This is a genomic window from Pseudomonas sp. MF6755 (genome assembly GCF_016405635.1).
In the GTDB taxonomy this organism is placed as follows: domain Bacteria; phylum Pseudomonadota; class Gammaproteobacteria; order Pseudomonadales; family Pseudomonadaceae; genus Aquipseudomonas; species Aquipseudomonas haemolytica.
Genome location: NZ_JAEKDA010000018.1, coordinates 137009 through 158960, shown reverse-complemented (window position 1 = coordinate 158960; position 21952 = coordinate 137009). Strand labels below are relative to the sequence as shown.

General features: G+C 60.2%; 22 protein-coding genes. 6 read left to right on the top strand and 16 right to left on the bottom strand.

Going from position 1 to position 21952, the window contains the following annotated elements:
* Nucleotides 1–84 precede the first annotated feature (84 nt).
* Nucleotides 85–522, bottom strand: a complete 438-nt coding sequence (locus JFT66_RS23430; RefSeq protein WP_198860275.1) for a DUF3995 domain-containing protein — start codon at nucleotides 520–522, stop codon at nucleotides 85–87.
* A gap of 94 nt (nucleotides 523–616) precedes the next feature.
* Here JFT66_RS23430 and JFT66_RS23425 point away from each other — a divergent pair, with 94 nt between their 5' ends.
* Both JFT66_RS23425 and JFT66_RS23420 read left to right on the top strand, forming a co-directional pair.
* Complete coding sequence (locus JFT66_RS23425; protein WP_034120018.1) at nucleotides 617–1006, top strand: DUF2946 domain-containing protein; 390 nt, start codon at nucleotides 617–619, stop codon at nucleotides 1004–1006.
* A gap of 94 nt (nucleotides 1007–1100) precedes the next feature.
* Nucleotides 1101–3227, top strand: coding sequence for a TonB-dependent receptor (locus tag JFT66_RS23420; protein WP_198860274.1), 2127 nt, complete (start codon nucleotides 1101–1103; stop codon nucleotides 3225–3227).
* A gap of 126 nt (nucleotides 3228–3353) precedes the next feature.
* Here JFT66_RS23420 and JFT66_RS23415 read toward each other — a convergent pair whose 3' ends face one another.
* On the bottom strand, nucleotides 3354–4361 hold the full coding sequence (locus tag JFT66_RS23415; protein WP_034120020.1) for an ABC transporter substrate-binding protein: 1008 nt from the start codon (nucleotides 4359–4361) through the stop codon (nucleotides 3354–3356).
* 127 nt (nucleotides 4362–4488) lie between these two features.
* Nucleotides 4489–4938 carry a hypothetical protein gene (locus JFT66_RS23410; protein ID WP_034120021.1) on the bottom strand — a complete coding sequence of 150 codons (450 nt, stop codon included), beginning with the start codon at nucleotides 4936–4938 and terminating at the stop codon, nucleotides 4489–4491.
* Between the two features lie 387 nt (nucleotides 4939–5325).
* On the opposite strand from JFT66_RS23410, the gene JFT66_RS23405 reads away from it, so the two are divergent.
* The 3 genes from JFT66_RS23405 to JFT66_RS23395 all read left to right on the top strand — a co-directional run bounded on the left by JFT66_RS23405 (nucleotide 5326) and on the right by JFT66_RS23395 (nucleotide 6254).
* Complete coding sequence (locus JFT66_RS23405; RefSeq protein ID WP_034120022.1) at nucleotides 5326–5601, top strand: hypothetical protein; 276 nt, start codon at nucleotides 5326–5328, stop codon at nucleotides 5599–5601.
* 110 nt (nucleotides 5602–5711) lie between these two features.
* Nucleotides 5712–5942: a hypothetical protein gene (locus tag JFT66_RS23400; RefSeq protein WP_034120023.1), complete on the top strand. Its 231-nt coding sequence runs from the start codon at nucleotides 5712–5714 to the stop codon at nucleotides 5940–5942.
* Nucleotides 5943–6011: 69 nt separating this feature from the next.
* The gene (locus JFT66_RS23395; protein ID WP_034120024.1) at nucleotides 6012–6254 is read left to right on the top strand and encodes a DUF2789 domain-containing protein; all 243 of its coding nucleotides are present in this window, start codon (nucleotides 6012–6014) and stop codon (nucleotides 6252–6254) included.
* A 1-nt stretch (nucleotide 6255) separates the two neighbouring features.
* Here the strand turns inward: JFT66_RS23395 and JFT66_RS23390 are convergent, their stop codons facing one another.
* The 12 genes from JFT66_RS23390 to JFT66_RS23335 all read right to left on the bottom strand — a co-directional run bounded on the left by JFT66_RS23390 (nucleotide 6256) and on the right by JFT66_RS23335 (nucleotide 19199).
* Nucleotides 6256–6459 carry a hypothetical protein gene (locus JFT66_RS23390; RefSeq protein WP_034120025.1) on the bottom strand — a complete coding sequence of 68 codons (204 nt, stop codon included), beginning with the start codon at nucleotides 6457–6459 and terminating at the stop codon, nucleotides 6256–6258.
* A 201-nt stretch (nucleotides 6460–6660) separates the two neighbouring features.
* Nucleotides 6661–7065 carry a TraR/DksA family transcriptional regulator gene (locus JFT66_RS23385; protein ID WP_010564800.1) on the bottom strand — a complete coding sequence of 135 codons (405 nt, stop codon included), beginning with the start codon at nucleotides 7063–7065 and terminating at the stop codon, nucleotides 6661–6663.
* Nucleotides 7066–7426: 361 nt separating this feature from the next.
* A complete protein-coding gene (locus tag JFT66_RS23380) occupies nucleotides 7427–8449 on the bottom strand; it encodes an ABC transporter permease (protein ID WP_003191668.1) in 1023 nt (340 codons plus the stop codon).
* Between the two features lie 26 nt (nucleotides 8450–8475).
* A complete protein-coding gene (locus JFT66_RS23375) occupies nucleotides 8476–10029 on the bottom strand; it encodes a sugar ABC transporter ATP-binding protein (RefSeq protein WP_198860273.1) in 1554 nt (517 codons plus the stop codon).
* A 65-nt stretch (nucleotides 10030–10094) separates the two neighbouring features.
* Nucleotides 10095–11030, bottom strand: coding sequence for a sugar ABC transporter substrate-binding protein (locus tag JFT66_RS23370; RefSeq protein ID WP_198860272.1), 936 nt, complete (start codon nucleotides 11028–11030; stop codon nucleotides 10095–10097).
* Between the two features lie 48 nt (nucleotides 11031–11078).
* Nucleotides 11079–11255, bottom strand: coding sequence for a hypothetical protein (locus JFT66_RS23365; RefSeq protein WP_167524299.1), 177 nt, complete (start codon nucleotides 11253–11255; stop codon nucleotides 11079–11081).
* A 128-nt stretch (nucleotides 11256–11383) separates the two neighbouring features.
* Entirely contained in the window at nucleotides 11384–12412 is a 1029-nt protein-coding gene (locus JFT66_RS23360; RefSeq protein WP_034120028.1) for a Gfo/Idh/MocA family protein, read from the bottom strand.
* Between the two features lie 94 nt (nucleotides 12413–12506).
* Entirely contained in the window at nucleotides 12507–13517 is a 1011-nt protein-coding gene (locus tag JFT66_RS23355; RefSeq protein WP_198860271.1) for a Gfo/Idh/MocA family protein, read from the bottom strand.
* A gap of 19 nt (nucleotides 13518–13536) precedes the next feature.
* The gene (iolD, locus tag JFT66_RS23350; protein ID WP_153838319.1) at nucleotides 13537–15468 is read right to left on the bottom strand and encodes a 3D-(3,5/4)-trihydroxycyclohexane-1,2-dione acylhydrolase (decyclizing); all 1932 of its coding nucleotides are present in this window, start codon (nucleotides 15466–15468) and stop codon (nucleotides 13537–13539) included.
* A gap of 10 nt (nucleotides 15469–15478) precedes the next feature.
* Nucleotides 15479–16267, bottom strand: a complete 789-nt coding sequence (gene iolB / locus JFT66_RS23345; RefSeq protein WP_034120031.1) for a 5-deoxy-glucuronate isomerase — start codon at nucleotides 16265–16267, stop codon at nucleotides 15479–15481.
* Between the two features lie 3 nt (nucleotides 16268–16270).
* Nucleotides 16271–17158, bottom strand: coding sequence for a myo-inosose-2 dehydratase (gene iolE, locus JFT66_RS23340; protein WP_198860270.1), 888 nt, complete (start codon nucleotides 17156–17158; stop codon nucleotides 16271–16273).
* A gap of 103 nt (nucleotides 17159–17261) precedes the next feature.
* Nucleotides 17262–19199: a bifunctional 5-dehydro-2-deoxygluconokinase/5-dehydro-2-deoxyphosphogluconate aldolase gene (locus JFT66_RS23335; RefSeq protein WP_198860269.1), complete on the bottom strand. Its 1938-nt coding sequence runs from the start codon at nucleotides 19197–19199 to the stop codon at nucleotides 17262–17264.
* Between the two features lie 284 nt (nucleotides 19200–19483).
* On the opposite strand from JFT66_RS23335, the gene JFT66_RS23330 reads away from it, so the two are divergent.
* Nucleotides 19484–20392 carry a MurR/RpiR family transcriptional regulator gene (locus JFT66_RS23330; RefSeq protein WP_034120034.1) on the top strand — a complete coding sequence of 303 codons (909 nt, stop codon included), beginning with the start codon at nucleotides 19484–19486 and terminating at the stop codon, nucleotides 20390–20392.
* 106 nt (nucleotides 20393–20498) lie between these two features.
* Here the strand turns inward: JFT66_RS23330 and pdxR are convergent, their stop codons facing one another.
* Nucleotides 20499–21911 (bottom strand): MocR-like pyridoxine biosynthesis transcription factor PdxR, encoded by a 1413-nt coding sequence (gene pdxR / locus JFT66_RS23325; protein WP_034120035.1) that lies wholly within the window; start codon nucleotides 21909–21911, stop codon nucleotides 20499–20501.
* Nucleotides 21912–21952 lie beyond the last annotated feature (41 nt).

The following is a 21952-nucleotide window of genomic DNA, read 5'->3' as shown; positions in this document are numbered from 1 at the left end:
TGTATATATCCGTTATCCAGGTAACGGCCACTTAGGGTTCCGCCCTGATACCGGGGGGTGGTTACCACATTGGAGCCGAGCCCATCAGGTCCACGCCACCACCAACAACCCCACCCCCAGCACCAGGCACAACGGCGAGTAAACGTACGTATCCAGCCGCGCAAACCTCGAGCCGCCGACCTTCTTGAAAAAACCCACCAGTTCCGAATCCCCAATCGCCCGGGCGAACATCAGCACCGCAATCGCGCTGATGCCCCACTGCAACGCCCCATGGGAAACCGGCGAGAAATACAGCCCGGCGCGCAGGCAAACGAGCAAGGCAATCGCCACCAGGCCCATGGCCACCAGCAAGGTGCCCAGCGCCGACGGCTTGAATGCCGGTCGCGGCCCGCTGGCAAATTCACCCGGCAGTTGCGGAATGGCAGCCAGGCTGCCGAACTTGCCGCCGGCGGCCCAATACAGATGCACCATGCTGATAAAAGTAAAAACCCCGACGACCCATCGTGCTATGACAAAGCTCATGGCGGGCGCTCCCCAAAAAATGTGGGAGTGAGGATAGTCGCCCTGAGATTTTTTGCAGGCATTTCGTCGGCGGCTGATGGTAAAGTGCCGCCCCATGAAACTCGCCCGTACCGATCGCTCGCTCATTGCCTGGATGCTCTACTGCTGCGTCCTGTTCAATGTATTCGCCTGCAGCATTGGTCACGGGCAAATGGTGGGAATGCAGCTCAACGGCATCAGCGGCCAGTTCTGTACCGTAGACCCACGCACCCAGGCGCCCCTGCAAAGCAACTCTACGGATGAGAGCCTGCCAACGCTGTCAAAGGCGTTCGGCTGCCCGTTGTGTTCGTCCGGCGGCATGGGCCCCGCGCTCAACACTCACCTGAATGTGGCGGTCTTGCCACAACCCCACGCACCGCCGGCCGCAGTGGTGCTCGCTGCTGACATTCCTGCCCGCTTCACTTGGCCCACGGCTAACCCGCGTGCGCCACCTGCCTTCGCCTGATCCCTGCGCTTTCTGATCTGCATTGCCCCCCGTTTCCGTGAGGAAGAACCGGCGGCCGTGCGTTGTTTTCAAGCCAAGTTTTCAGGATTCAACCATGAAACATTTACCCCTGTTGGCGGGCCTGTTCGGCTGCCTGCCTGTTTGCGCCTCTGCCATTGAGCTAGCGCCGACCACCATTGAAGGCGAGCAAGGCGTCGAGCCCGGGCTAGCCCTGGACCAATCCAGCGGCATGGCGTCGCGCCTGGGCCTGAGCGTGCGGGAAACCCCGGCATCGGTCGCTATCGCTAATCGCAACGACATCGAGCGCCATGGCGCCAAGACCTTTCGCGACGCGGCTAATACCTTGCCTGGCGTTAACGCCAGCGCGCCGCCCGGGTTTGGTGGTTTTGTCTCGTATCGAGGGTTTACCAGCAGCCAGATTACCCAGATGTTCAACGGTATCAATGTCGCCACGGGCCTGGCGCGGCCAGTGGATGCGTGGATCTATGATCGCGTCGAACTGGTGGGTGGCCCCTCCTCCCTGATCAACGGCGCAGGCTCTGTGGGCGGCTCATTGAACTACGTGACCAAACTGGCCAAGCGTGAAGAACAGACCGTCGAAGGCCAGTTGAACTATGGCAGCTATGACACCGCCGGCATGGCCTTCGGCCTCAATCATGCACTGACCGAGCCTGGCGCCGAGGTGCAGCATTACGCGCGCCTGGATGTGAGCCGCAACACCAACCACAGCTACATCGACCGCGACCAGCGGGATGCCTGGAGCCTGGCGTTTTCCCTGCTCAGCGACTTGACCCCCAACCTGTCCCACACCCTGGCCCTGGAATATCAGGACGAACATGAAGACAGCCCTTACTGGGGCACGCCGGTGCTCAATCCCAAGGCCGGCGAACTGAAGATCGACAAGCACAACCGCTTCAACAACTACAACGTCGCCGACGGCCGTTACGAACAGCGCACGATCTGGGCACGCTCGATCATTGACTACCGGGTAAACGACAGCACCACGCTGAAAAACACCCTCTACCACCTCGACAGCCAGCGCGATTATCGCAACCTGGAGACCTACCAGTACAACGCCGATAACAGCGCGGTGAACCGTTCAACCGCCTATCAGGTGCGGCATCAAGGCGAACAGAACGGCAACCAGTTCGAACTGCGCCATGACACCCGTATCTTCGGCCTCTCCACTACGTGGTCCGGCGGCTTTGAGTACAAGGTCAACAGCACCACCAACAGCCCCCTGAACGTAACGGGCAAAAGTACCGTGAACCCGAACAACTACGACCCGGGGCACTTCTATGACATCCCCGGCACCCGGCCGGGTTTCGTCAAGGACAAGACCAACCAGGTGACCACCAAGGCACTGTTCGTGGAAAACCGCCTGGGGTTGACGGATAAACTCTCGCTGCTGACTGGCCTGCGTTATGACGCCATCGACATGGACGTGACCAACCACCGCGCGATCACCGCCACAAGCCCACGGCACTTCAAGCGCAGCTGGGAACCGGTGACGGGGCGTGTGGGGATGACCTATCAGTTCATCCCCTCGGCCAATGTCTACGTGCAATACAGCACCGCCGTGGAACAGCCTAATACCACCACCCAGGTGTTTGATGTGTCCACCGGCAAGCAGTGGGAGATCGGCAGCAAGTTCGACTACTTGGAAGGGCGTGGTTCCGCCACGGTCGCTGCCTACAAGATCGAACGCAAAGACTTCGCCGTCACCGACCCACTGGACCCGATCAACAGCATCCCGGTGGGTGCACAGTCATCCAAGGGCATCGAGTTGGCCAGTTCACTGCGCATCACGCCTAGATTGCTGGCCGAAGGCAACTTTGCCTGGGTGGCTGCTGAGTACGATGAGTTCAATGAGAAAATCGCCAGCGGCGCCGTGGTCTCGCGCAAGGGCAATACGCCGACCAACGTGCCCAAGCGCGTGGGTAACCTGTGGTTGACCTACGACTTTTCCGAGGATTGGCAAGGTGGCGTGGATGCACGCTATGTCGCCCAGGTGTATGCGGACAATGCCAACACCCAAACGGTACCGGCCTACACGCTGTTCGGTACGTTCCTGCGCTACAAGCTGGACGCGCATACTTCAGTGACCGGCCGCGTGCGCAACTTGACCAATGAGGTGTATGCCGAGTTTGCGCATGTATCGCCAGCTTACTATCTGGGGTCACCGCGGACCTTCGAGGTAGCGGTACAAACGCGATTCTAAATCTGGAATGCAAAAAAACTGTGGGAGGGGGCTTGCTCCCGATGAGGGAGTGTCAGTCAATTTATCTGTGATTGACACTCCGCCATCGGGAGCTAGCCCCCTCCCACATTTTGTTCTGCATTCAGGCTATTTAAGGGCTGACTCAACTTTTTGCGCAACATCATCGGTCAGCCACGCCTTCCACACCTCAGGATGCTCCTTGAGGAACGCCTGGGCCACGTCACGCGGTGCCGTGTGGTTCTCGCTCATCTTCGCCAGGGCTTTGTTCAGCGGCTCGATGGGAAACTCAACCTTCTCGAAGAACTGCGCAATCTGCGGATGTTCCTGCTGGAACGGCGTCGATACGCCAATGCTCAACTTGGATGCCAACGACCGCGTAGGCTTGGGGTCTGGGTTATCCGCATCGGTCAGGGTTTTCCACGCATCCGCATCAAACGGCGGCTCTTCCAACTGGATCAATTTGTATCGCCCCATCAACGGGGTGGGTGACCAGTAGTAGAACAGCACCGGCTTGCCGCGACGGATCGACGAAGCAATCTCCGCATCCAGCGCCGCGCCCGAACCGCTGCGGAAATTCACGTAGCTGTCTTCCAGGCCATAGGCCTTGAGCTTCTGTTTGTTGACCACTTCCGAGGTCCAGCCGATCGGGCTGTTGAGAAAGCGACCCTTGCCCGGAGATTCCGGGTCCTTGAACACGTCTTTGTAGCGCGCCAGGTCCTTTACGCTTTTCAGGTCAGGAGCCAGGGGCTTGAGGTTTTTCGACGGGTCACCCTTGACCACGTATTCCGGCACCCACCAACCCTCAGTTGCGCCCTTGACCGTATCCCCCAGGCCGACCACTTTGCCTTCGGCTTCAGCCTTGACCCACACCGGGCTGCGGCCAGCCCACTCTTCGCCGATCACCTGGATGTCGTTCTTGGCCAGGGCTGTTTCCAGAGTGATGGTGGTGCCGGGCAAGGTGTCGGTGGGCAAGTCGTAGCCCTTCTCGACGATAAAGCGCAGGACTTCGGTGATCAGGCTGCCGCTTTCCCAGTTCAGGTCGGCAAAATGCACCGGTGCCTGTGCGGCCGAAACCGGCAATGACAGGCTCAAGGCCGTCAAGGACGCAGCCAACAGTGATTTCAATCCCTTCATGCTTTGCACCTCGCGTCTCAGCCATGGCGAACGGCTTTGCCGCCAATGCGCGAAGCCTCTGAATAGTTAAGTCAACTCAACTGTAGTAGAGGTTCCGCAAGAGACTGGTACACGAAGCGTTTAACGGTTACTCGCTGGCCTTGAAGGTGACCAGTTCACCCTTGCGCCATTTGGCAGCCTTGCCGGTCACGGCCTTGAGGGTCTTGGTCAGTCCTTCCTGCAACTGCTCATTGGCGGCAAATACCAGCATGACGCTGTGGCCCTCCTTGAACACGATGCCCTGGCCTTCGGCCGAGGAAACAAAGGCGTAATCGCCCAGCCCATACACGGTCAACTTGATATCGCGAAACTTCAGTTCGAACTTGCCACCTTCACGGCTAGGCAAGACAGCCGCACGGAAATGGTCACCCACCTTGAGTTCAAGGCGTGGCTTGTCATCCACGACCATCGCCGTTTCGGTGTCGATCTCGGCGATGTAAATGCCTTCCGGTGTCTGCTCAGTGACGTAGACAAACCGAGATTGAAATTGCTTGACCAACTTTGCGCGCAAATCACCCAGCACGAACAACGCGTGCATGTCCAGATTACTGACTGCCAAGGAAACGCCCCCACATCAAAAAAGCGCTGGCCGCCGAAGCGGGCAACCCAAAAACGGCCGTTACGGCACGATCACACATTTGTTAAAAACTGAAGATAACCCACAAGGCTAGTACAGACAGCCGCAGTGGACCTTAGACAAGGTCATCCGGTAGCACAGCAAATCACAGGTTTAGCGAATCGAGAATACGAGTCGACCAACTTCAGAGAATAACCCAATTAAAAATGCAGTTTTCCGACACGCAAATAAAAAAACACTCGGGCATGGAACCAGTCGCGAACTGCCGACGACAATACTAAAACAGCAACCCGGGTTAAACCACCCGAAACGCCACTGACAGACCAACTAGATCGACAGGAGCTGAGCATGCAGAGACATCAACACGACGCAGCCTCTTTCCACACACGTTCATCATGGTCAGAGGAACGCCAATACTACTGCTTGCTTAACCCTAATGGGTATGCGAATTCGGTTATTTATCAAGTTGTACCGGCTGGAAAGAATTTTTTCCACATTCTTGAAGTGCCCAGCGGCCGGATCAAGGGATTCCGCAGCGATCACAACAAGGCCTGTGAACTGGCCAAGACCCTGGAGGCCAAATTGCAAGCCCTGTGCGACACACTCGTTTCGTCAGCTAGGTGATTTTGCTGCGCCGCCGCCTCTCAACAACTGCCATACTGGCCCGTCCATTGAAGTTTGCCCCCTGCGGGTCAGGTTTCATCAGTGCAGTTACCTTGAAGGGAAGGCTATACGTGACGGAATTTGATATTGGCGAATTTTTTATCCACGGTGATGCCAGGGAAGTAGACGGAGAGTTTCAAGCAGTTATCGTAATGCGTGCCAAGCCACCCTTGACCACCGTCACTACGCATCAGGTAGAGAAGGACCGCTGGTTCAAAACCGTGGACGCCGCTGCCAGTGCCGCGAAGGACGCTGCCAAGGCGCTCAAGGCAGCCGTGGATTCAGGGGCGCTCACCTCCTGACAATCTGATAGAACTCTGCCGCGCCCCAAGCCTCCCATGCATACACACCTGAACTGCATGGAGTACGACATGGACACCACCACCCCCACGCTCGAAACCTTGTTCGATCAACTGGGCCTGGACTCGAGCCAGGAAGCCATCGAGCGCTTTACCGCCGAGCATCGCCTGCCGGATGATGTCAAACTCATCGACGCACCGTTCTGGAGCGAACAACAGGCGAGTTTCCTCAAGGAACAATTGCATGTAGATGCCGAATGGGCGCCTGCGGTGGATGACCTCAACGCACTGTTGCACGAATCGCCCAAGGAATAATTCAGTGCAGGCTGTCTGACTGTTCCATGCGCAACAGCGCTTGCCAGGCAGTCCTGCACTCCTCTGCCTCATCGCGGCTGGCGAAAGCGGTGCCGCGCTGTTCACCGTTGAGCAACACCACCCAGCAGGCTCTCTGGCCCAACGCACGCAAGGTTTCAGGTACGCCACTGCCAATCATCACGGCCACATCGACTTTGTTTTGCATGGAGCTTCTCCGCAGCATTAGTTAGCTTGCTAACAATGTTGGGCATGCTACGGTTTTATTCCAGTTGGAAAAAGCTATCTTCGGTATAGCTTCATTGCATTAACAGCAACAATCCACCGCGCTGGACGCGGCCGGATGCTCTCGCGATGCTGTTGCAGGCGGGGCGGCCGGCTCACTCGCAGGCGCCCCCGCTCACCCGTATCAGGCTTGGCGCTGGTGCTTGTCGATCTGCTCGTGGCGCTCTTGCGCTTCGATGCAGTACTTGGTGGTCGGGCTGATCAACAGGCGCTTGAGGCCGATAGGCTCGCCGCTGTCATCACACCAGCCAAAGGAATCTTCCTTGATGCGTTCCAAGGCACGCTCAAGCTGCGGCAGCATGCGCTGGTCGCGGTCGATGGCATTCACCAGCCAGGTGCGCTCTTCTTCGACGGAAGCAGCGTCAGCCGGGTCAGCCGGGGTATCCAGGCTTTCAATGGCGATGCGGTTCTGTTCAATGCGCTCGTGGTGTTCCACCTTCATGTCTTGCAGCAGCTGCTCGAAAAAAGCGTGCTGTTCGGCATTCATGTAGTCATCCGCCGGCATGGCCAGCAACTTTTCCTTTGTCATTGATTTCTCTATAAAAAATACGTGCATTAAGGCGAATAAGGGAGCGTTCCGGCCGACCTCTGCAGGTCTCGCAAGGGCGCCGTCCATTTCAAGCGCCACCCGGCACTCAATTTACGAGGGGCGGCAGTCTAAGGCCGACTTGAGGGCGCAGCAACTGAAAAGACAGGCATTTTTTCCCAATTAACCCCCAAAGGCACCAGGACGGGCTTGGTGAACGGTCATCGGAGTGCGTTTATAGCAAGAAATTCAGTGTTGTGGAGCTATATAGAAGACAAACGGTTGAAAGTGGCTGATCCCGGACTAAATGTGGGAGGGGGCTTGCTCCCTCCCACATTTGGTTGGTGTTGTCCTTGAAATAGGCTCAACGCTTGAGCTTGCGCTTATTGCGGTACTGGTCAATCACCACCGCCACCACGATGATCAGGCCCTTGATGATGTCCTGGATATACGCATCCACCCCGACGAAGGTAAACCCGCTGGCCATCACACCGAGGATCAGTGCGCCGATCACGGTGCCGGTAATGCGCCCTACCCCGCCCGCCAGGCTGGTGCCGCCGATGACCGCAGCGGCAATCGCGTCCAGCTCATAGGACATGCCCATACCCGCCTGGCCGGTAGCGGCGCGTGCCGACGCCACCACGCCGGCCAGACCTGCCAGCAGACCGGCGATGCTGTAGACGATGATCAAGTGGCGCTTGACGTTGATCCCCGAGGTACGCGCCGCCTGCATATTGCCGCCAATGGCGTAGGTGTACTTGCCGTACTTGGTGTAGCGCAGGGCGATGTGGAAGATCACCGCCACCACCAGGAAGATAATCACCGGCATCGCACCATGGCCGATAGCCGTGTAGGAGTCCGAGAGCATGCTCACCGGCTGGCCTTCGGTGTAATAGCGCGCCAGGCCACGAGCCGAGACCATCATGCCCAGGGTTGCGATAAACGGCGGGATACCCGTGACCGCGATGATGCTGCCATTGATTGCACCTGCCAGCAGTCCCACCCCCAAGCCCATCGCCACCGGGATCCACACCGGCAAGTCGGTCAGCGACGGAAACACCGCCCGGGAAAAATCGGAGGTCTGCGCCAGGCTGGCAGCGATCATCGCCGACAAGGCCAATACGGAGCCTGAAGACAAGTCGATCCCCGTGGTGATGATCACCTGCGTCACACCGATGGCCAGCAGGCCGATGATCGACACCTGCAAAATCATCAGCACCAGGCGCTGGGAGTTCATCAAAAAGCTCTGGTCGCGCACGATCCAGCCGAACAGTTCAAACACCAGGCCGATACCGATCAGCACCAGGAAGATGCTCAGCTCGGTAGGCATGCGTCGACGGTTCTTGACCGGTGCCGTCGCCGGCTTGTTGTCTGTTATTGCGTTCATAACCCATCACCTTCTTATTCTGTAGATCAGTGGACCGCGGTCATACCGGAAGCCAACTGCATGACTTTTTCCTGGGTGGCCTCAGCGCGATCCAGGGTGCCCATCAGCTCACCTTCGTGCATCACCATCACCCGGTCGCTCATGCCGAGCACTTCGGGCAGCTCAGAGGAAATCATGATCACCGCCATGCCTTCGCTGGCGAGGAAGGAGATCAAGCGATAGATCTCAGCCTTGGCACCCACGTCGATACCGCGGGTTGGCTCATCGAGGATCAGCAGGCGTGGTTTGGTCATCAGCCAGCGTGCCAGCAAGGCCTTTTGCTGGTTGCCGCCGGACAAGGTGTCGATGCATTGCTCCAGGGACGGGGTTTTCACCCGCAGCTTCTTGCACATGTCTTCACACAGGACGCGCAGGGCTTTTTGCTGGATAAAGCCGTTGCCCGAATAGTGCGGCAGCACCGCCATCTCCATGTTCTCCAGCACCGACAGGCACGGGAACAGGCCACTGAGCTTGCGGTCCTCGGTCAACAGCGCAAAGCCCTTCTCGATGGCCATGTGCGGGTCGCTGATGCGCACCGCCTTGCCGTCGAGGGTGATTTGCCCGCGGGTGCTTGGGGTGATGCCAAAAATGGTCTCTGCCACGTTGGTGCGCCCCGAGCCCATCAAGCCGGCGATGCCGAGGATCTCCCCGGCGTGCAGGTCGAACGACACGTCCTTGAACACACCGTCCAGGCTCAAGTCGCGCACCGACAGCAGCAGGTCACCAATAGGCGTCTCACGCACCGGGAACAACTGGCTCAACTCACGCCCCACCATCATCGCGATCAGGCTGTCGCTGTTCATGCTGTCGGCACGTTGCAGGCCGATGTACTGCCCGTCACGGAACACCGCCACTTCATCGGCGATGGCAAACACTTCGTTCATTTTGTGCGTGATGTAGACGATGCCTTTGCCCTGGGACTTGAGGTCGGCAATGATCGAAAACAGGTGGGCGACTTCCTTGTCGGTAATGGCCGAGGTCGGTTCATCCATGATCAGGATGTCGGAGTCGTAGGACACGGCCTTGGCAATCTCGACCATCTGCCGTTCGGCGATGCTCAGGTTGCCGACCTGTTCTTCCGGGTCGAGGTTGATGCGCAGGCGCGCCAGCAACTCGGCTGTGCAGCGGTGCATTTCGCGGTGGTTGACCAAGTGCAGGCTGTTGAGCTGCTCGCGGCCGATCCAGATATTCTCGGCGATGCTCATATGGGGCATCAGGTTGAGCTCCTGGTGGATCATCGCGATCCCCGCCTTCTGCGCCGCCAGCGGTGTCTCGAAGGTGATGGGCCTGCCACGCAGGCGGATTTCGCCGGCGTCCGGCTGGTAGATGCCGGCGATGATCTTCATCAGCGTCGACTTGCCCGCACCGTTCTCGCCCATCAACGCCAGTACCGTGCCAGGGCGCACCCGCAGTTGCACATCGTCCAGGGCCACGACGCCGGGAAAGCCTTTGCTGATGTTGAGGATTTCCAGCAGGTAGGGTTCGTCCAGCGCCAGCGGCTGGATGCCCGGGGGCTGCGAGACAGCGGCTTGAGCAAGCATAGGGAGGTACTCCATCTGCAGGGCGATCGTAACCGCCCTGCCGGCTTATTGTTGTTATGTCAGGGCTACTTGAAGTCTTTGACGTTGTCCGGGGTGATCAACTGGAACGGGATGACAATGTTCTGTTCGATCGTCTCGCTCTTCGCCATCTTGCGGGCCGCCTCCAACGAGCCGACTGCCTGGCCCTTGGCGTCCTGGAACACCGACACAGTCATTTCGCCCTTGGTGATCGCATTCAAGCCATCCGGTGTGCCGTCGACACCCGCAATCAATACGCTGCCCGGTTTGGTTCCGGCCGACTTCAACGCCATGGCTGCACCAATGGCCATTTCATCGTTGTTGGCGAGCACCGCATTGAATTCACGGCCCTGGGTCAACCAATCGTTGACCAGGGTCATGCCCTTGTCACGCAACCAGATGCCGGTCTGCTCCTGCTCGATCTTGATGTCTGGGTAGTTGGCCAGGACGGCCTTGATCCCCTTGGTACGGTTGGTAGTGGAGTTGTTCGCCAAGTCGCCCAGCAGGATCACGATCTTGCCCTTGCCACCAAGTTTGTCGGCGACGTACTGCATCTGCAGCTTGCCGGCTTCTTCATCATCGGAAGTCACAGCAGCCACACCTTTGGGCAAGTCTTTCTGGTCAGGCCGACGGTTGACGTACACCAGCGGGATCCCGGCTTCGATCGCCGACTTGCTGATCCGCGCCGTAGACGCCGTGTCCACCGGGTTAACGATGATGGCGTCGACTTTCTGGCTGATAAAGTTCTCGACCTGGCTCAGTTGCTTGACCACGTCGGCGCGGGCGTCCTCGAACTGCAATTGCACCCCATCACCCTTGGGATAGGACTTGGCTTGCTTGTCCATGTACTCACGCACGTTGGTCAAGTAGGTGTCATCGAACTGCGACATACTCACGCCGATCTTCAGATCGGCAGCCATGGCAAAACCGCTGCCCAGTAACATGCACAGGGCCAGCGCAGTAAAACGGATCGGGGTCTTCATGAACGGTCTGTCTCCACTTTCTTGTTGGTTTTCTGGACGTTGCGTTTATCAGGACTCGGCGGGCACACGAACCAACGGCGCGCCTGGAATGCAGCACACCAGCGCGCCTTGGTTTTCGACGCACAGCACATTAAGGAAGGAGAAGTAGAACGGCCGGGCGCGGGGCAGTGCGCGTGGCGCTTGGGCGGGGCGTAAAACTCGCAGTACAGCGTTGAAGATTTTCATCTGACGGTACCTGGTTGTTTTTGATCTTGTTTTTGTCGAGCCGTCCCAACCGTATCCGAGACGTACTTTATGCAACCTGGAAAAGACTGTATTAGAAAATAATTTCCATATCAACCTGTTTTAGAATTTTATTCTATTTTTGTCCAAACCACCTGCTGGCGCTCGGCGCTCAGGCGTGCGGCGTCCAATATACGGGTGGTTTCCAGCGCGTCATAGGCGCTTACAGGCAGCGGCCCCTGGCCTTGCACGGCCACTTGCAACTGCCGATAGAACTGGTTCCAGCAGCCCTTCTCCGACGGCACCCGCTCACGTTCCGGCCCTTGCTCGAACCAGCCCCAGCGTCGGTGCTCCTCAAAGCCCCAATGCTCACCTTCGGTTTTCGGCGATTTGCCGGCCATCAGCGCGTCTTCCTGGCCGTCCAGACCTTCCACGGTGTAGCAACCCAACGTGCCGCTGACCCGAAACCGTGGCGCCTGGCTGTTCTGCAAGGCGCTGCCCCACAGGTGAGAGATCACGCCGTTGGCATGGGTCAGGGAAACAAAGAAGCCGTGGTCCACGGTGGGGTGTTCCGGGGTGTATTGCAGTTGGGCGAACACCTGATCCACCGGGCCGAACAGTTGCAACGCCTGATCCACGAGATGGCTGCCCAGGTCACGCAGCCATCCACCGCCACTGGCATTGCCCACAGCCTGCGGGCTGTAGCGCTCTACGCGGGATTCAAATCGGGTAATGGTGCCCAGGGCGCCGGCGTCGATGAGTTTGCGCAGAGTTAAGTAATCCGAGTCCCAGCGCCGGTTCTGGTAGACGCTGAGCAGCGAGCCTTGGCGCTCGGCAGCGGTGATCAAGGCTTGGGCTTGTTCGGCGTTCGAGGCAAAGGGCTTGTCACTGACCACGGCTACGCCGTGTTCGATGGCTTCGAGGACTAATGCAGGGCGGCCTTTAAGCGTGGTGCAGATGACCAGAGCGTCGACACCGGCTTCGACGATCTGTCCGATGGAGTCAAACGCCTTCACTCCTGGCAGGTCGGAACTCAATTGCTGGCGGCGTTCGGGTGAGCGAGTCACCACCCCGACAAAGGTTGCGCCAGGCAGGGTTGCTATCAGCGGCGCATGAAAAAAGCGCCCGCCGTGGCCGTAGCCGACTAGTCCGATTCGCATGAATCAACTCCTTCTTGAACTGGAAACCCAATCCACATGTGGGAGGGGGCTTGCCCCCTCCCACATTGACCAGGTTCCACCTGTGAAATTGGGGTCAGCCGTAGAACTGCGGGCGATCCGGCAAGCTCACCGGCACAATCTGCCCACTGCCCTGCGCTTCAATACACGCATCCGCCGCTACCGCCGCGGCAAACCCATCCCACGCCGACGGGCCACCGACCTGCCCTGCCCGCACGCTGTCGATAAACGCCTGCAACTCCACGTCATAGGCGCCGATGAAGCGGTCCTTCCAGTCCATCAGGATCGCGTTGGACAGTTTCGCGCCACTGCGCAGTTGCACCTGGGACGGCTCCGGCAATTTGGCGATGCCGGTCTCCCCCACCACTTCGCACTGGATGTCGTAGCCGTATTGGCAGTTCACAAACACTTCCACATCGATACGCGTGCCCTTGGCGGTTTCCAGCAGCACGATCTGCGGATCGCGCAGGTGCGCCAGGGCCTTGCTGGTCTTGCGCGGGAACACCACTTGCACCGACACGTAGTCATCGTTGAGCAGCCAACGCAACACGTCCAACTCGTGGATCAGGGTGTCGGTGATCGCCATGCCCGTGTCGTAGTTCTCGCCCACCGTCGGGTTGCGGTGTGCGCAGTGCAGCATCAACGGTTCGCCGATCTGGCCGCTGTCGATCACTGCCTTGAGGGCGCGATAGCCTTCGTCGTAGGGGCGCATGAAGCCCACTTGCACCAAGCGCTTGCCGTGGGCCACTTCAGCCTCGACGATCTTGCGGCAGCCAGCGGCCGTCACCGCCAGGGGTTTTTCACAGAACACCGGTTTACCGGCGGCGATGGCGGCCAGTACGAACTCTTCGTGGCTCGGACCCCACGACGTCACCAATACCGCTTCGACCTGGGGCGAGTTGATCAATGCATGGCCGTCCGGGTACACCTCGGCATCCAGCTTCAAGTCCGCCACTACCTGGGCGGCCTGCTCAAGGTTGATGTCGGTGACCGCCACCACCTGGCTGTTGAGCAAGGTCTGGCTGCAACGACGGATATGGTCCCGGCCAATGGCGCCCGTACCGATCACTCCAAGCTTCAAAGACATGCAAACACTCCTCTTGTTATTAGTACTGCCGGGCCTTGGCCAGCTGTTCATTGAGTTTTTTTGCCGCGGCGTTGGTGCGTTCACTGGTGGACACCTGCGCTACACCCACCCGCCACCAAGACAGGTAGCCGTGGATCATGGTCTTGGGCAGCACCTTGATATCGATCAGGGTCGAGACGGTCTGCGTGCGCGCATCGGCCAAAGCCGCTTCGAGCTGTTCCACGCTGCTGACCTTGTAGGTCTTGCAGCCATAGGCCGCCGCACTCATGGCGAAATCCACCGGCACCAGGCCGCCGTCGAGCTTGCCGCTCTCGGGGTTGCGGTAGCGGAACTCGGTGCCGAAACTGTCCATGCCATTGCCGATCTGCAGGTTATTGATGCAGCCGAAGGCCATGTTGTCGAGCAGCACCACGTTGATCTTGCGGCGCTCCTGGATCGAGGTGGCCAGCTCCGAATGCAGCATCATGTAAGAGCCATCACCGACCAGCGCGTAGACCTCCTTGGTCGGTTCGGCCAGCTTCACACCCAGGGCGGCGTTGATCTCGTAGCCCATGCACGAATAGCCGTATTCGACGTGGTAGGTGTTGACGCCTTTGCTGCGCCAGGCACGCTGCAAATCGCCGGGCAGGCTGCCAGCGGCGGCGACGATGATTGCGTCGTCAGCCAGGCGGTCATTGAGCACGCCGAGTACACGGCTTTGGGTCAGGCATGAGCCGGTCAGTTCGATGAATTCACGCAGTACACCGCGGTCCAGGTGGTCGTCGACTTCGGGGACGAACGCATCGCCCAGATACTCCACTTGATGCACACGGTCCACTTCGGCGTCGAGTTGCGCCTTGGCGTCAGCGATTTGCTCACCCCAGCCAGAGCGGTAATCGCCCAGCGCATCGGCCAGCGCGTCAAGGGCGACTTTGGCATCTGCCAGCACTTGTAAGCCGTCAAGTTTCAAGGCGTCGCACGGGCTGATATTGAGGTTGAGAAACTTCACCTCGGCATGCTTGAACAGCGATTTGGACGAGGTAGTGAAGTCGGTATAACGGGTGCCGATGCCGATGATCAGGTCCGCCTCGGGCGCCAGCAGGTTGGCCGCCAGGCAGCCGGTCTCGCCGATGCCGCCAACGTTCAGCGGGTGGCTGGAGACCACCGCACTTTTGCCCGCCTGGGTTTCCGCGAAGGGAATGGCAAAGCGCTCGGCAAAGGCTTGCAGCGCCGCGTTCGCACCCGAGTACTTCACCCCGCCGCCGCAAATGATCAGCGGTTTGCGCTTGCCCCGGAAGGCGGCGAGCGCATCGTCAAGCATGGCGCTGGTGGGCGGGCGCCGGTCGATGCGGTGCACGCGCTTTTGCAGGAAGTAGTCGGGATAGTCCCAGGCTTCGGCCTGCACGTCCTGGGGCAAGGCCAGGGTCACCGCGCCGGTTTCCGCCGGGTCGGTGAGCACGCGCATGGCGTGGATCGCTGCGGTCATCAGTTGCTCAGGGCGGTTGATGCGGTCCCAGTATTTGCTCACAGAGCGGAAGGCATCGTTGGTGCTGATGCTCAAGTCGTGGAACTGCTCGATTTGCTGCAACACCGGGTCGGGCTGGCGGCTGGCGTAGACATCGCCAGGCAACAGCAACAACGGGATACGGTTGGCCGTGGCGGTGGCGGCGGCAGTGAGCATATTCGCCGCGCCGGGCCCCACCGACGCCGTGCACGCATAGATCTTGCGGCGCAGGTGCTGCTTGGCAAAGCCGATGGCGGCGTGGGCCATGCCTTGCTCGTTGCGGCCCTGATGCACCACCAGGTCACCGCTGTCCTGCTCCAGGGCCTGGCCGAGCCCCAACACATTGCCGTGGCCAAAAATGGTGAACACCCCGGCGACAAACTTGCTCTGTACGCCGTCGACTTCGATGTATTGGTTATCCAGGAATTTCACCAGGGCCTGGGCCATGGTCAGTCGGGTTGTGCTCATGTCGCGCCCCTTAGAGGTCCAGCAGCCAGCTGTGCTGCGGGTCGTTATGGAAATGCCAGGCGCGCTTGGGGCCGGCCATCACGTTGAGGTAATAAGACTCGTAGCCATACGGCACACTGACCGGGTGATAGCCCTTGGGTACCACCACCAGGTCGCTGTTTTCCACGGCCATGGCCTGGTCGATGCTGCGGTCGTCGGTGTACACGCGCTGGAACACGAAGCCCTGGGGTGGGTTGACCTGGTGGTAGTAGGTCTCCTCCAGAAAGCTCTGGTGCGGCAGGTCGTCGGTGTCGTGCTTGTGCGGCGGGTAGCTGGAGGAATGCCCCGACGGCGTGCGCACTTCCACCACCAGCAGCGAATGGGCCGGCTCGCTGTCAGGCAGGATGTCGCACACATAGCGGGTGTTGGCACCTTTACCACGTACGCTGCGCTTGCACTGCTCAGGGCGGATCAGACGCGGGGCGAAACCCTGGGCGCCCGGCGCAGCGCAAACAGCGATCTGTACGTCGCTCAAGGCGGTGACCTGGGCATCAGTGCCGGGCGGCAGGTAGGCGGCGAACGGTGATTTGTCTTCGAACACCGACTGGCGATCACCGAGGTTCTGCCAACTGAAGCCCGCGCCTTCGATAGTCACCCGACCGCTGAGCAACACCAGGCACAGCTCTTGATCGCCCGCGCTGACCGGCAAGGTTTCGCCCAAGCTCAGGCGGTAGGCGGCAAAGCCTACGTACTCCAGGCGCCCGGCTTCCAGGGCGACCATGGTTTGTCCACGTTTGCTGCTTTTGACCAACAAGCTCATCACTCAAGTCCTCTCGCAAAGAAGCGCACGCAAGGTGTCATAACCCTTTTTCGCATAGATATAGCTGGGCGCCACGGCCGGGTCCTGCTCGGCTTCCACCACCAACCAACCTTGGTAGTTAGCCGCGATCAGCACGTCCAGCAGCGGCGCAAAGTCGATATCGCCATCGCCGGGCACGGTGAAGGTGCCGTTGACGATGCAATCGGGGAAGCTCCACATCTGGTTGCGCGCCAGCTGTACCACAGGTTTGCGCACGTCCTTGAAATGCACGTGGCAGACGCGGTCGATATGTTTGCGCAACACCTCAATGGGCTCGCCGCCGCCCATGTAGCAGTGGCCCGAATCGAACAGCAGGCCGACTTCCGGGCCCGTTCGCTTCATAAGCTGGTCAATGTCTTCGGGGGATTCGACGTAAGCGCCCATATGGTGGTGGTAAGCCAGGCGCACGCCCTGGGACAAGGTGAAGCACGCCAGTTCGGTGAGTTTGTCGGCGTAGTCTTGCCAGGCCTGCTCACTGTGAAAACGCGGGCGTTCGATCAGGCGCACGTATGAACCCTGGATCGAGTCGGCGACTTCGCCGTACACCAGCACCGAGGCGCCATTGTGCTTGAGCAGTTCGACATGGCCGGCAATCGCCTCGATTTCCTCGGCCACGGAGCGACGGGCCAGGCGGCTGGAGTACCAGCCGGAGACCAGGGCCAGGTCGTAGGGGCGCAACACGTCGCCAACGCCCTTGGCATCCTTGGGGAATTTACCGTTGAGTTCGAAACCTTCGTAGCCGATGGCCTTGCCTTCGCTCAGGGCCGTGCTCAGCGGGGTTTCACCGCCGAGGGCCGGGAGGTCGTCGTTGCTCCAGGAGATCGGGTTGATGCCAATTCGGATTGCGGGCATGGCTGCACCTTTATTATTTTCAGGTATCACTGAGATCTGCTTTATGTGGGAGGGGGCTTGCTCCCTCCCACATTGGATTGCATTGAACATTTGGAATGTGTGACTAAGTTCGGGAACTGCGCCAGGCATTGATCAGTTGTTCGAAGGTCGCCTGTACTTGCTCAATCAGCGTCTCATCATCCATCTCCCCCGCCATCCACGCCCGGCTCGGTTCCTGGAAGATCGTGCGGCCTACGGCAAACCCGCGGCAGGTGCTGCTTTGACTGGCCTGCTTGAAGCCGTCAGCCAGAAACTCAGGGGACGCATTCAGGCCCAACAGCACCACGCCACGGCAGTACGGGTCGCGCTCCTGAATCAGCTCGTCGAGCTTTTTCCAGTCTTCGGCCGACTGCGCCTCGATCTTCCACCAGGCCGGGTAGATGCCCAGGTTGTACAGGCGCTTGAGGCTGCGATACAGCACGTCGGGGTAAGTGGACGGGTGATCCTTGGGCGGGATGACTTCCAGCAACAGTTCATGCCCACTCACGATGGACGCCTCGTAAACCGCCTTGAGCTGCGCTTCCTGTTCCAGGCGCAGCATCGGCTCGTCATCGGGATGGAATTGCACCAGGCACTTGATGATCTGTTCCTGGGGCCAGGCAATCAGGTTGCTGCCCACCGACCGGCCATGTTCGAACGCCAGGGGCCGTGAGTTCTGCACTTCCACCGGGCGTGCGATCCACCAGCCGCGACCGCTGGCAGCGTTGAGGGCATCCTGGCCGAAGCGTTGGTCGGCGAGCATGCCCACGTCAGCCTCGACGCCCTGCTCGCCGAGTTTGCGCTCCACGCGCTCGATGGCCTGGATAAACAACTGCTTGATCGCGCTGATACGCGCCGGATCCTGGCCGCCTTTTTGCGCCAGGTCCACCAGTTGCCAACGGTGGTCGAAGGCGAACACGAACAGCTGCTTCCAAGCCTTGCGCGGCACCGTGACGCGGTGCAGGCGTTGCAGGGTTGCATCCTGATCCGGCCGGGTGATGGGCACTGGACTGCTGAACAGGTAATCAAGTTCGGCCGGCGTCGGCATGGCGGGGGCGCAGGCGTGGCGCGAGACAACCAGGCCGCCGCAGGCATTGGCCAACTGGCTGCAACGTTCGTCGCTGGCATCGTTGATCCAGCCACTGAGGAAGCCCGACATGAAGGCATCGCCGGCCCCCAGCACATTGAGCACTTCAACGCGCACACCGGGGTAAATCGCCCCGTCCTCCAACCGCGCAGGAATCGCGCCGTGGATGACCGTGCAGCCCTGGGGGCCGAGCTTGACCACCAAAGTTGCCGGGGTCAGTTCACGCACGGTGCGCAGGGCCGTGAGCAGGTCTTCACTGCCGCCAGCGATAAGGAATTCTTCCTCAGTGCCAACGATCAGGTCAAAACGCGGCAGGATTGTCTGCACATGCTGGCTGACATTCTGGTCGGCGACGAAACGGGTTTCGCCATCGGCCTTGCCCGCCAGGCCCCACAGTACCGGGCGGTAGTCGATGTCCAGCACGCGTTTGACGTTGTGCCTGGCGGCGTAGTCCAGGGCCTGGATGCTGGCCTTGTACACGCCGTCGGTGGAGAAATGCGTGCCGGTGATCAGCAGCGCTTTGCTGGAGGCAATAAAGGCTTCGCTGATGTCTTCGGCGCGCAGGGCCATGTCGGCGCAGTTTTCACGGTAGAACACCAAAGGAAAGGTTTCGCGGTCCTTGAGGCCCAACAGCACCAGGGCAGTGAGGCGCTCCGGGTCGACCTTGATGCCGCTGACATCGCAGCCTTCGCGAGCCAGGGATTCCACCAGAAAACGGCCCATATGGTCGTCGCCCACCCGGCTCAGCATCGCCGACTTGAGCCCTAGCCTGGCGGTGCCGAAGGCGATATTGGCGGAGGAACCGCCGAGGTACTTGGCGAAGCTGGACACGTCCTCGAGCCGCGCACCGACTTGCTGCGCATAGAGGTCGACGCCCAGGCGCCCGAGGCAAATCAGATCCAATTGACGCCCACTGGCAAAACGAGTCTGGCCCATGCTGGCTCCTGTTATTTTTATCAGCCTGCGTTGTGCCGCCGTGGCGACGGCAAACGCTCTTGGTGGGAGCAGACTAGAACGTCCAACGGCGGCAATCAATATTTATTCCATAATTATTTTTAGTGGAATATTTTTTCCAATACGTCAGCATAGGGGCAAGCCAACGCTCGTGCATCGTTTCAGCAGGCCACGCGGGCCGTGATGCCGAGGTATTTTTTTGCGCCTACCCTGTAGACTTGCGCCACTCATCAGCGCATCAGACGAACACGCCAGAAGGATTGCCCATGTCTCGCACCGATCCCGAGCCCCCCCTGGAAGAAACTGTCGCCAGCCCGCCGATCAATGCCGAACGCCTGTTGCAGCTGATCACCGACGAATACGAGAGCCTGCCGCGTCAGCTCAAGCGCATTGCCAGCTACATGAGCCAGCAGAGCGACCGGATCATGGTCGACCGCATCAGCGACATTGCCCGCGAGTGCGAAGTGCACCCCTCGGCCATCGTGCGGTTTTCCCAGCGTTTCGGCTTCAGTGGGTTCAGTGAGATGCAGGCGCTGTTTCGCGAGGCGTATACGCACAAGACCACGCCGGTGCAGAACTACCAGCAGCGCATCCGCAGCATGATCGCCAACAAGTCGCAGAAGGCCAGCGGCGGCGACCTGGCGCGCGAATGCGTCAACGCTACCCTCTCGGGCATCGAACGCCTGGGCCTGGAGCTGGACGATAGCGCTTTCGAAAAAGCCGTAGACCTGGTGGTCAATGCCGACAACATCTACGTGGTCGGTGTGCGCCGTTCCTTCGCAGTGGCCGACTACCTGGTCTACAACCTGCAGCACACCAACAAGCGCATCCACCTGATCTCCGGCCTCGGCGGCAGTTACCGCGAGCAGATGCGCAGTGTGCGCGCCAATGACCTGGTGATTGCGATCAGCTTCACGCCCTACGGCAAAGAGACACAGCACTGCCTGCGCATCGCCCAGCATCATCAGGCCAAGACCCTGATCATCACCGACAGCAACCTGTCGCCCCTGGCCAAGCGTGCGAATGCGGTGCTGTTGGTGAATGAAGGCTCCTCGTTTGCCTTCCGCTCATTGAGCGCCACCTTGTGCCTGTGCCAGGCGTTGTTTATTGCGGTGGCGTATCGGTTGGAATTGAAAGTGGATGAGATTCACGAGCAGGTCGGTTTCGACGACTGAGGGGCGCCACCTGTAGGAGCGAGCTTGCTCGCGAAAAAACCAAAGGCACTGCGATCATCCAGGATGCACGCGTTATCGTTAACGATCTTCGCGAGCAGGTTCGCTCCTACAGTAATTGCGCCAGGGCCCGGCCGTGGAAACGGATCTGCGCGAGGGTCAACGCGGTGTAGCCGATAATCACGGCGGGCGGCAACGTCACATCGACACAGAACTTGCCCAGCGGTTGCAAGCTCAGCCCGGCGTTGGCGGCGCGGGCGCAGAAATCCGCCTCTTGCACCCCGGCCGGCAACCACAACACGCAATGCAGCCCGGCCTGCTGGCCACTGACCGTGACGCCCTCCGGCAGGCAGGCGAGCAAGGCATCACGCCGCGCCTGATACGCCTGGCGCGAAGCGCGCAAATGCCGAACGAATGCACCACTGCCAAGAAACTCCACCAGGCCCAACTGATCGGTTGCGCCCACTGAATGCCCGGTCAGTTGCAAGGTGCGCAGCAGTGCCGGGCGCACAACCTTGGGCACCACCATGAAGCCGACCCGCAAGCCCGGAAACAGGTTCTTGTTGAAGCTGCCGCAATAGATCACGCGGTTGTTCGAGTCCAGGGATTTGAGCGCCGCCAGCGGCGCGCTGTTGTAGTTGTACTCGCTGTCATAGTCGTCCTCGACCACCCAGGCATCGGCACGGCTGGCCCAGTCCAGCAACGCCAAGCGGTGCGACACCGACAGGGTCACGCCCAGCGGCGCCTGGTGTGCGGGGGTGACATAGGCCAGCCGTGCGTACTCAGGGAGCCGGGTAGTATCGAGCCCTTCGGCAGTGACCGGGATCGCCTGCACCTGCGCCCCGGCCAGGCTGAACAGCCGTTGCGCCGGTGTGTAGCCGGGGTCCTCGACGCAGGCCGTGTCACCCGGCTGAAGCAGCGTGCGGGCGATCAGGTCGAGGCCATGGCGAATGCCCGTGGTGACGATCACTTCGTCCGCCTCGCAGTGCATGCCGCGATAGCTGCGCAGGTAATCCGCAATCTGTTCACGCAAGGTCGGCAGCCCACCCGGGTGCGCGGCCTCCAGTACGCCGGGGCCTGCCGCCAGCAGCCCGCGGGAGATGCAACGTGCCCAGGCCTTGAGGTCGAACAGGCTGGCATCCGGGCGTCGTGCCACAAAGGGCACGTGGCTTTGTACGCCGGCGTGAGGAGGATCGGGTTCGACCGGTCGGCGCACGGGTTGCGCCGCCGCCGGGGCCGCGATGAATTGCTCGGGGATCACTGCGCACACTCGCGTCCCGGATCCAGCCACGCGTTGCACATAGCCTTCGCCATGCAAACGCTCGAACGCGGCTTCAAGGGTGCCGCGTGACACCTGCCAACGCTCGGCCAGGCTGCGGGTCGACGGCAAACGGCTGCCCGCCGGCAACTGCCGAGTCAGGATCGCACTGCGCAGCGCCTCGTAGGCGCCCTGCTGCTTCCCTACGTCCAGCGTATCGGGGCGCGGCAGGTCAAGGTTGGAGGCGGCTTTTCCTCGGCTCATAGTGGTCCAGTCATTCCAGGCCTAAGTGGTTCTCAGGATTA

Coding starts and splice junctions, on each gene's coding strand:
- JFT66_RS23430 (WP_198860275.1), bottom strand. CDS start 522: ATGAGCTTTGTCATAGCACGATGGGTCGTCGGGGTTTTTACTTTTATC.
- JFT66_RS23425 (WP_034120018.1), top strand. CDS start 617: ATGAAACTCGCCCGTACCGATCGCTCGCTCATTGCCTGGATGCTCTAC.
- JFT66_RS23420 (WP_198860274.1), top strand. CDS start 1,101: ATGAAACATTTACCCCTGTTGGCGGGCCTGTTCGGCTGCCTGCCTGTT.
- JFT66_RS23415 (WP_034120020.1), bottom strand. CDS start 4,361: ATGAAGGGATTGAAATCACTGTTGGCTGCGTCCTTGACGGCCTTGAGC.
- JFT66_RS23410 (WP_034120021.1), bottom strand. CDS start 4,938: ATGCACGCGTTGTTCGTGCTGGGTGATTTGCGCGCAAAGTTGGTCAAG.
- JFT66_RS23405 (WP_034120022.1), top strand. CDS start 5,326: ATGCAGAGACATCAACACGACGCAGCCTCTTTCCACACACGTTCATCA.
- JFT66_RS23395 (WP_034120024.1), top strand. CDS start 6,012: ATGGACACCACCACCCCCACGCTCGAAACCTTGTTCGATCAACTGGGC.
- JFT66_RS23390 (WP_034120025.1), bottom strand. CDS start 6,459: ATGCAAAACAAAGTCGATGTGGCCGTGATGATTGGCAGTGGCGTACCT.
- JFT66_RS23385 (WP_010564800.1), bottom strand. CDS start 7,065: ATGACAAAGGAAAAGTTGCTGGCCATGCCGGCGGATGACTACATGAAT.
- JFT66_RS23380 (WP_003191668.1), bottom strand. CDS start 8,449: ATGAACGCAATAACAGACAACAAGCCGGCGACGGCACCGGTCAAGAAC.
- JFT66_RS23375 (WP_198860273.1), bottom strand. CDS start 10,029: ATGCTTGCTCAAGCCGCTGTCTCGCAGCCCCCGGGCATCCAGCCGCTG.
- JFT66_RS23370 (WP_198860272.1), bottom strand. CDS start 11,030: ATGAAGACCCCGATCCGTTTTACTGCGCTGGCCCTGTGCATGTTACTG.
- JFT66_RS23365 (WP_167524299.1), bottom strand. CDS start 11,255: ATGAAAATCTTCAACGCTGTACTGCGAGTTTTACGCCCCGCCCAAGCG.
- JFT66_RS23360 (WP_034120028.1), bottom strand. CDS start 12,412: ATGCGAATCGGACTAGTCGGCTACGGCCACGGCGGGCGCTTTTTTCAT.
- JFT66_RS23355 (WP_198860271.1), bottom strand. CDS start 13,517: ATGTCTTTGAAGCTTGGAGTGATCGGTACGGGCGCCATTGGCCGGGAC.
- iolD (WP_153838319.1), bottom strand. CDS start 15,468: ATGAGCACAACCCGACTGACCATGGCCCAGGCCCTGGTGAAATTCCTG.
- iolB (WP_034120031.1), bottom strand. CDS start 16,267: ATGAGCTTGTTGGTCAAAAGCAGCAAACGTGGACAAACCATGGTCGCC.
- iolE (WP_198860270.1), bottom strand. CDS start 17,158: ATGCCCGCAATCCGAATTGGCATCAACCCGATCTCCTGGAGCAACGAC.
- JFT66_RS23335 (WP_198860269.1), bottom strand. CDS start 19,199: ATGGGCCAGACTCGTTTTGCCAGTGGGCGTCAATTGGATCTGATTTGC.
- JFT66_RS23330 (WP_034120034.1), top strand. CDS start 19,484: ATGTCTCGCACCGATCCCGAGCCCCCCCTGGAAGAAACTGTCGCCAGC.
- pdxR (WP_034120035.1), bottom strand. CDS start 21,911: ATGAGCCGAGGAAAAGCCGCCTCCAACCTTGACCTGCCGCGCCCCGAT.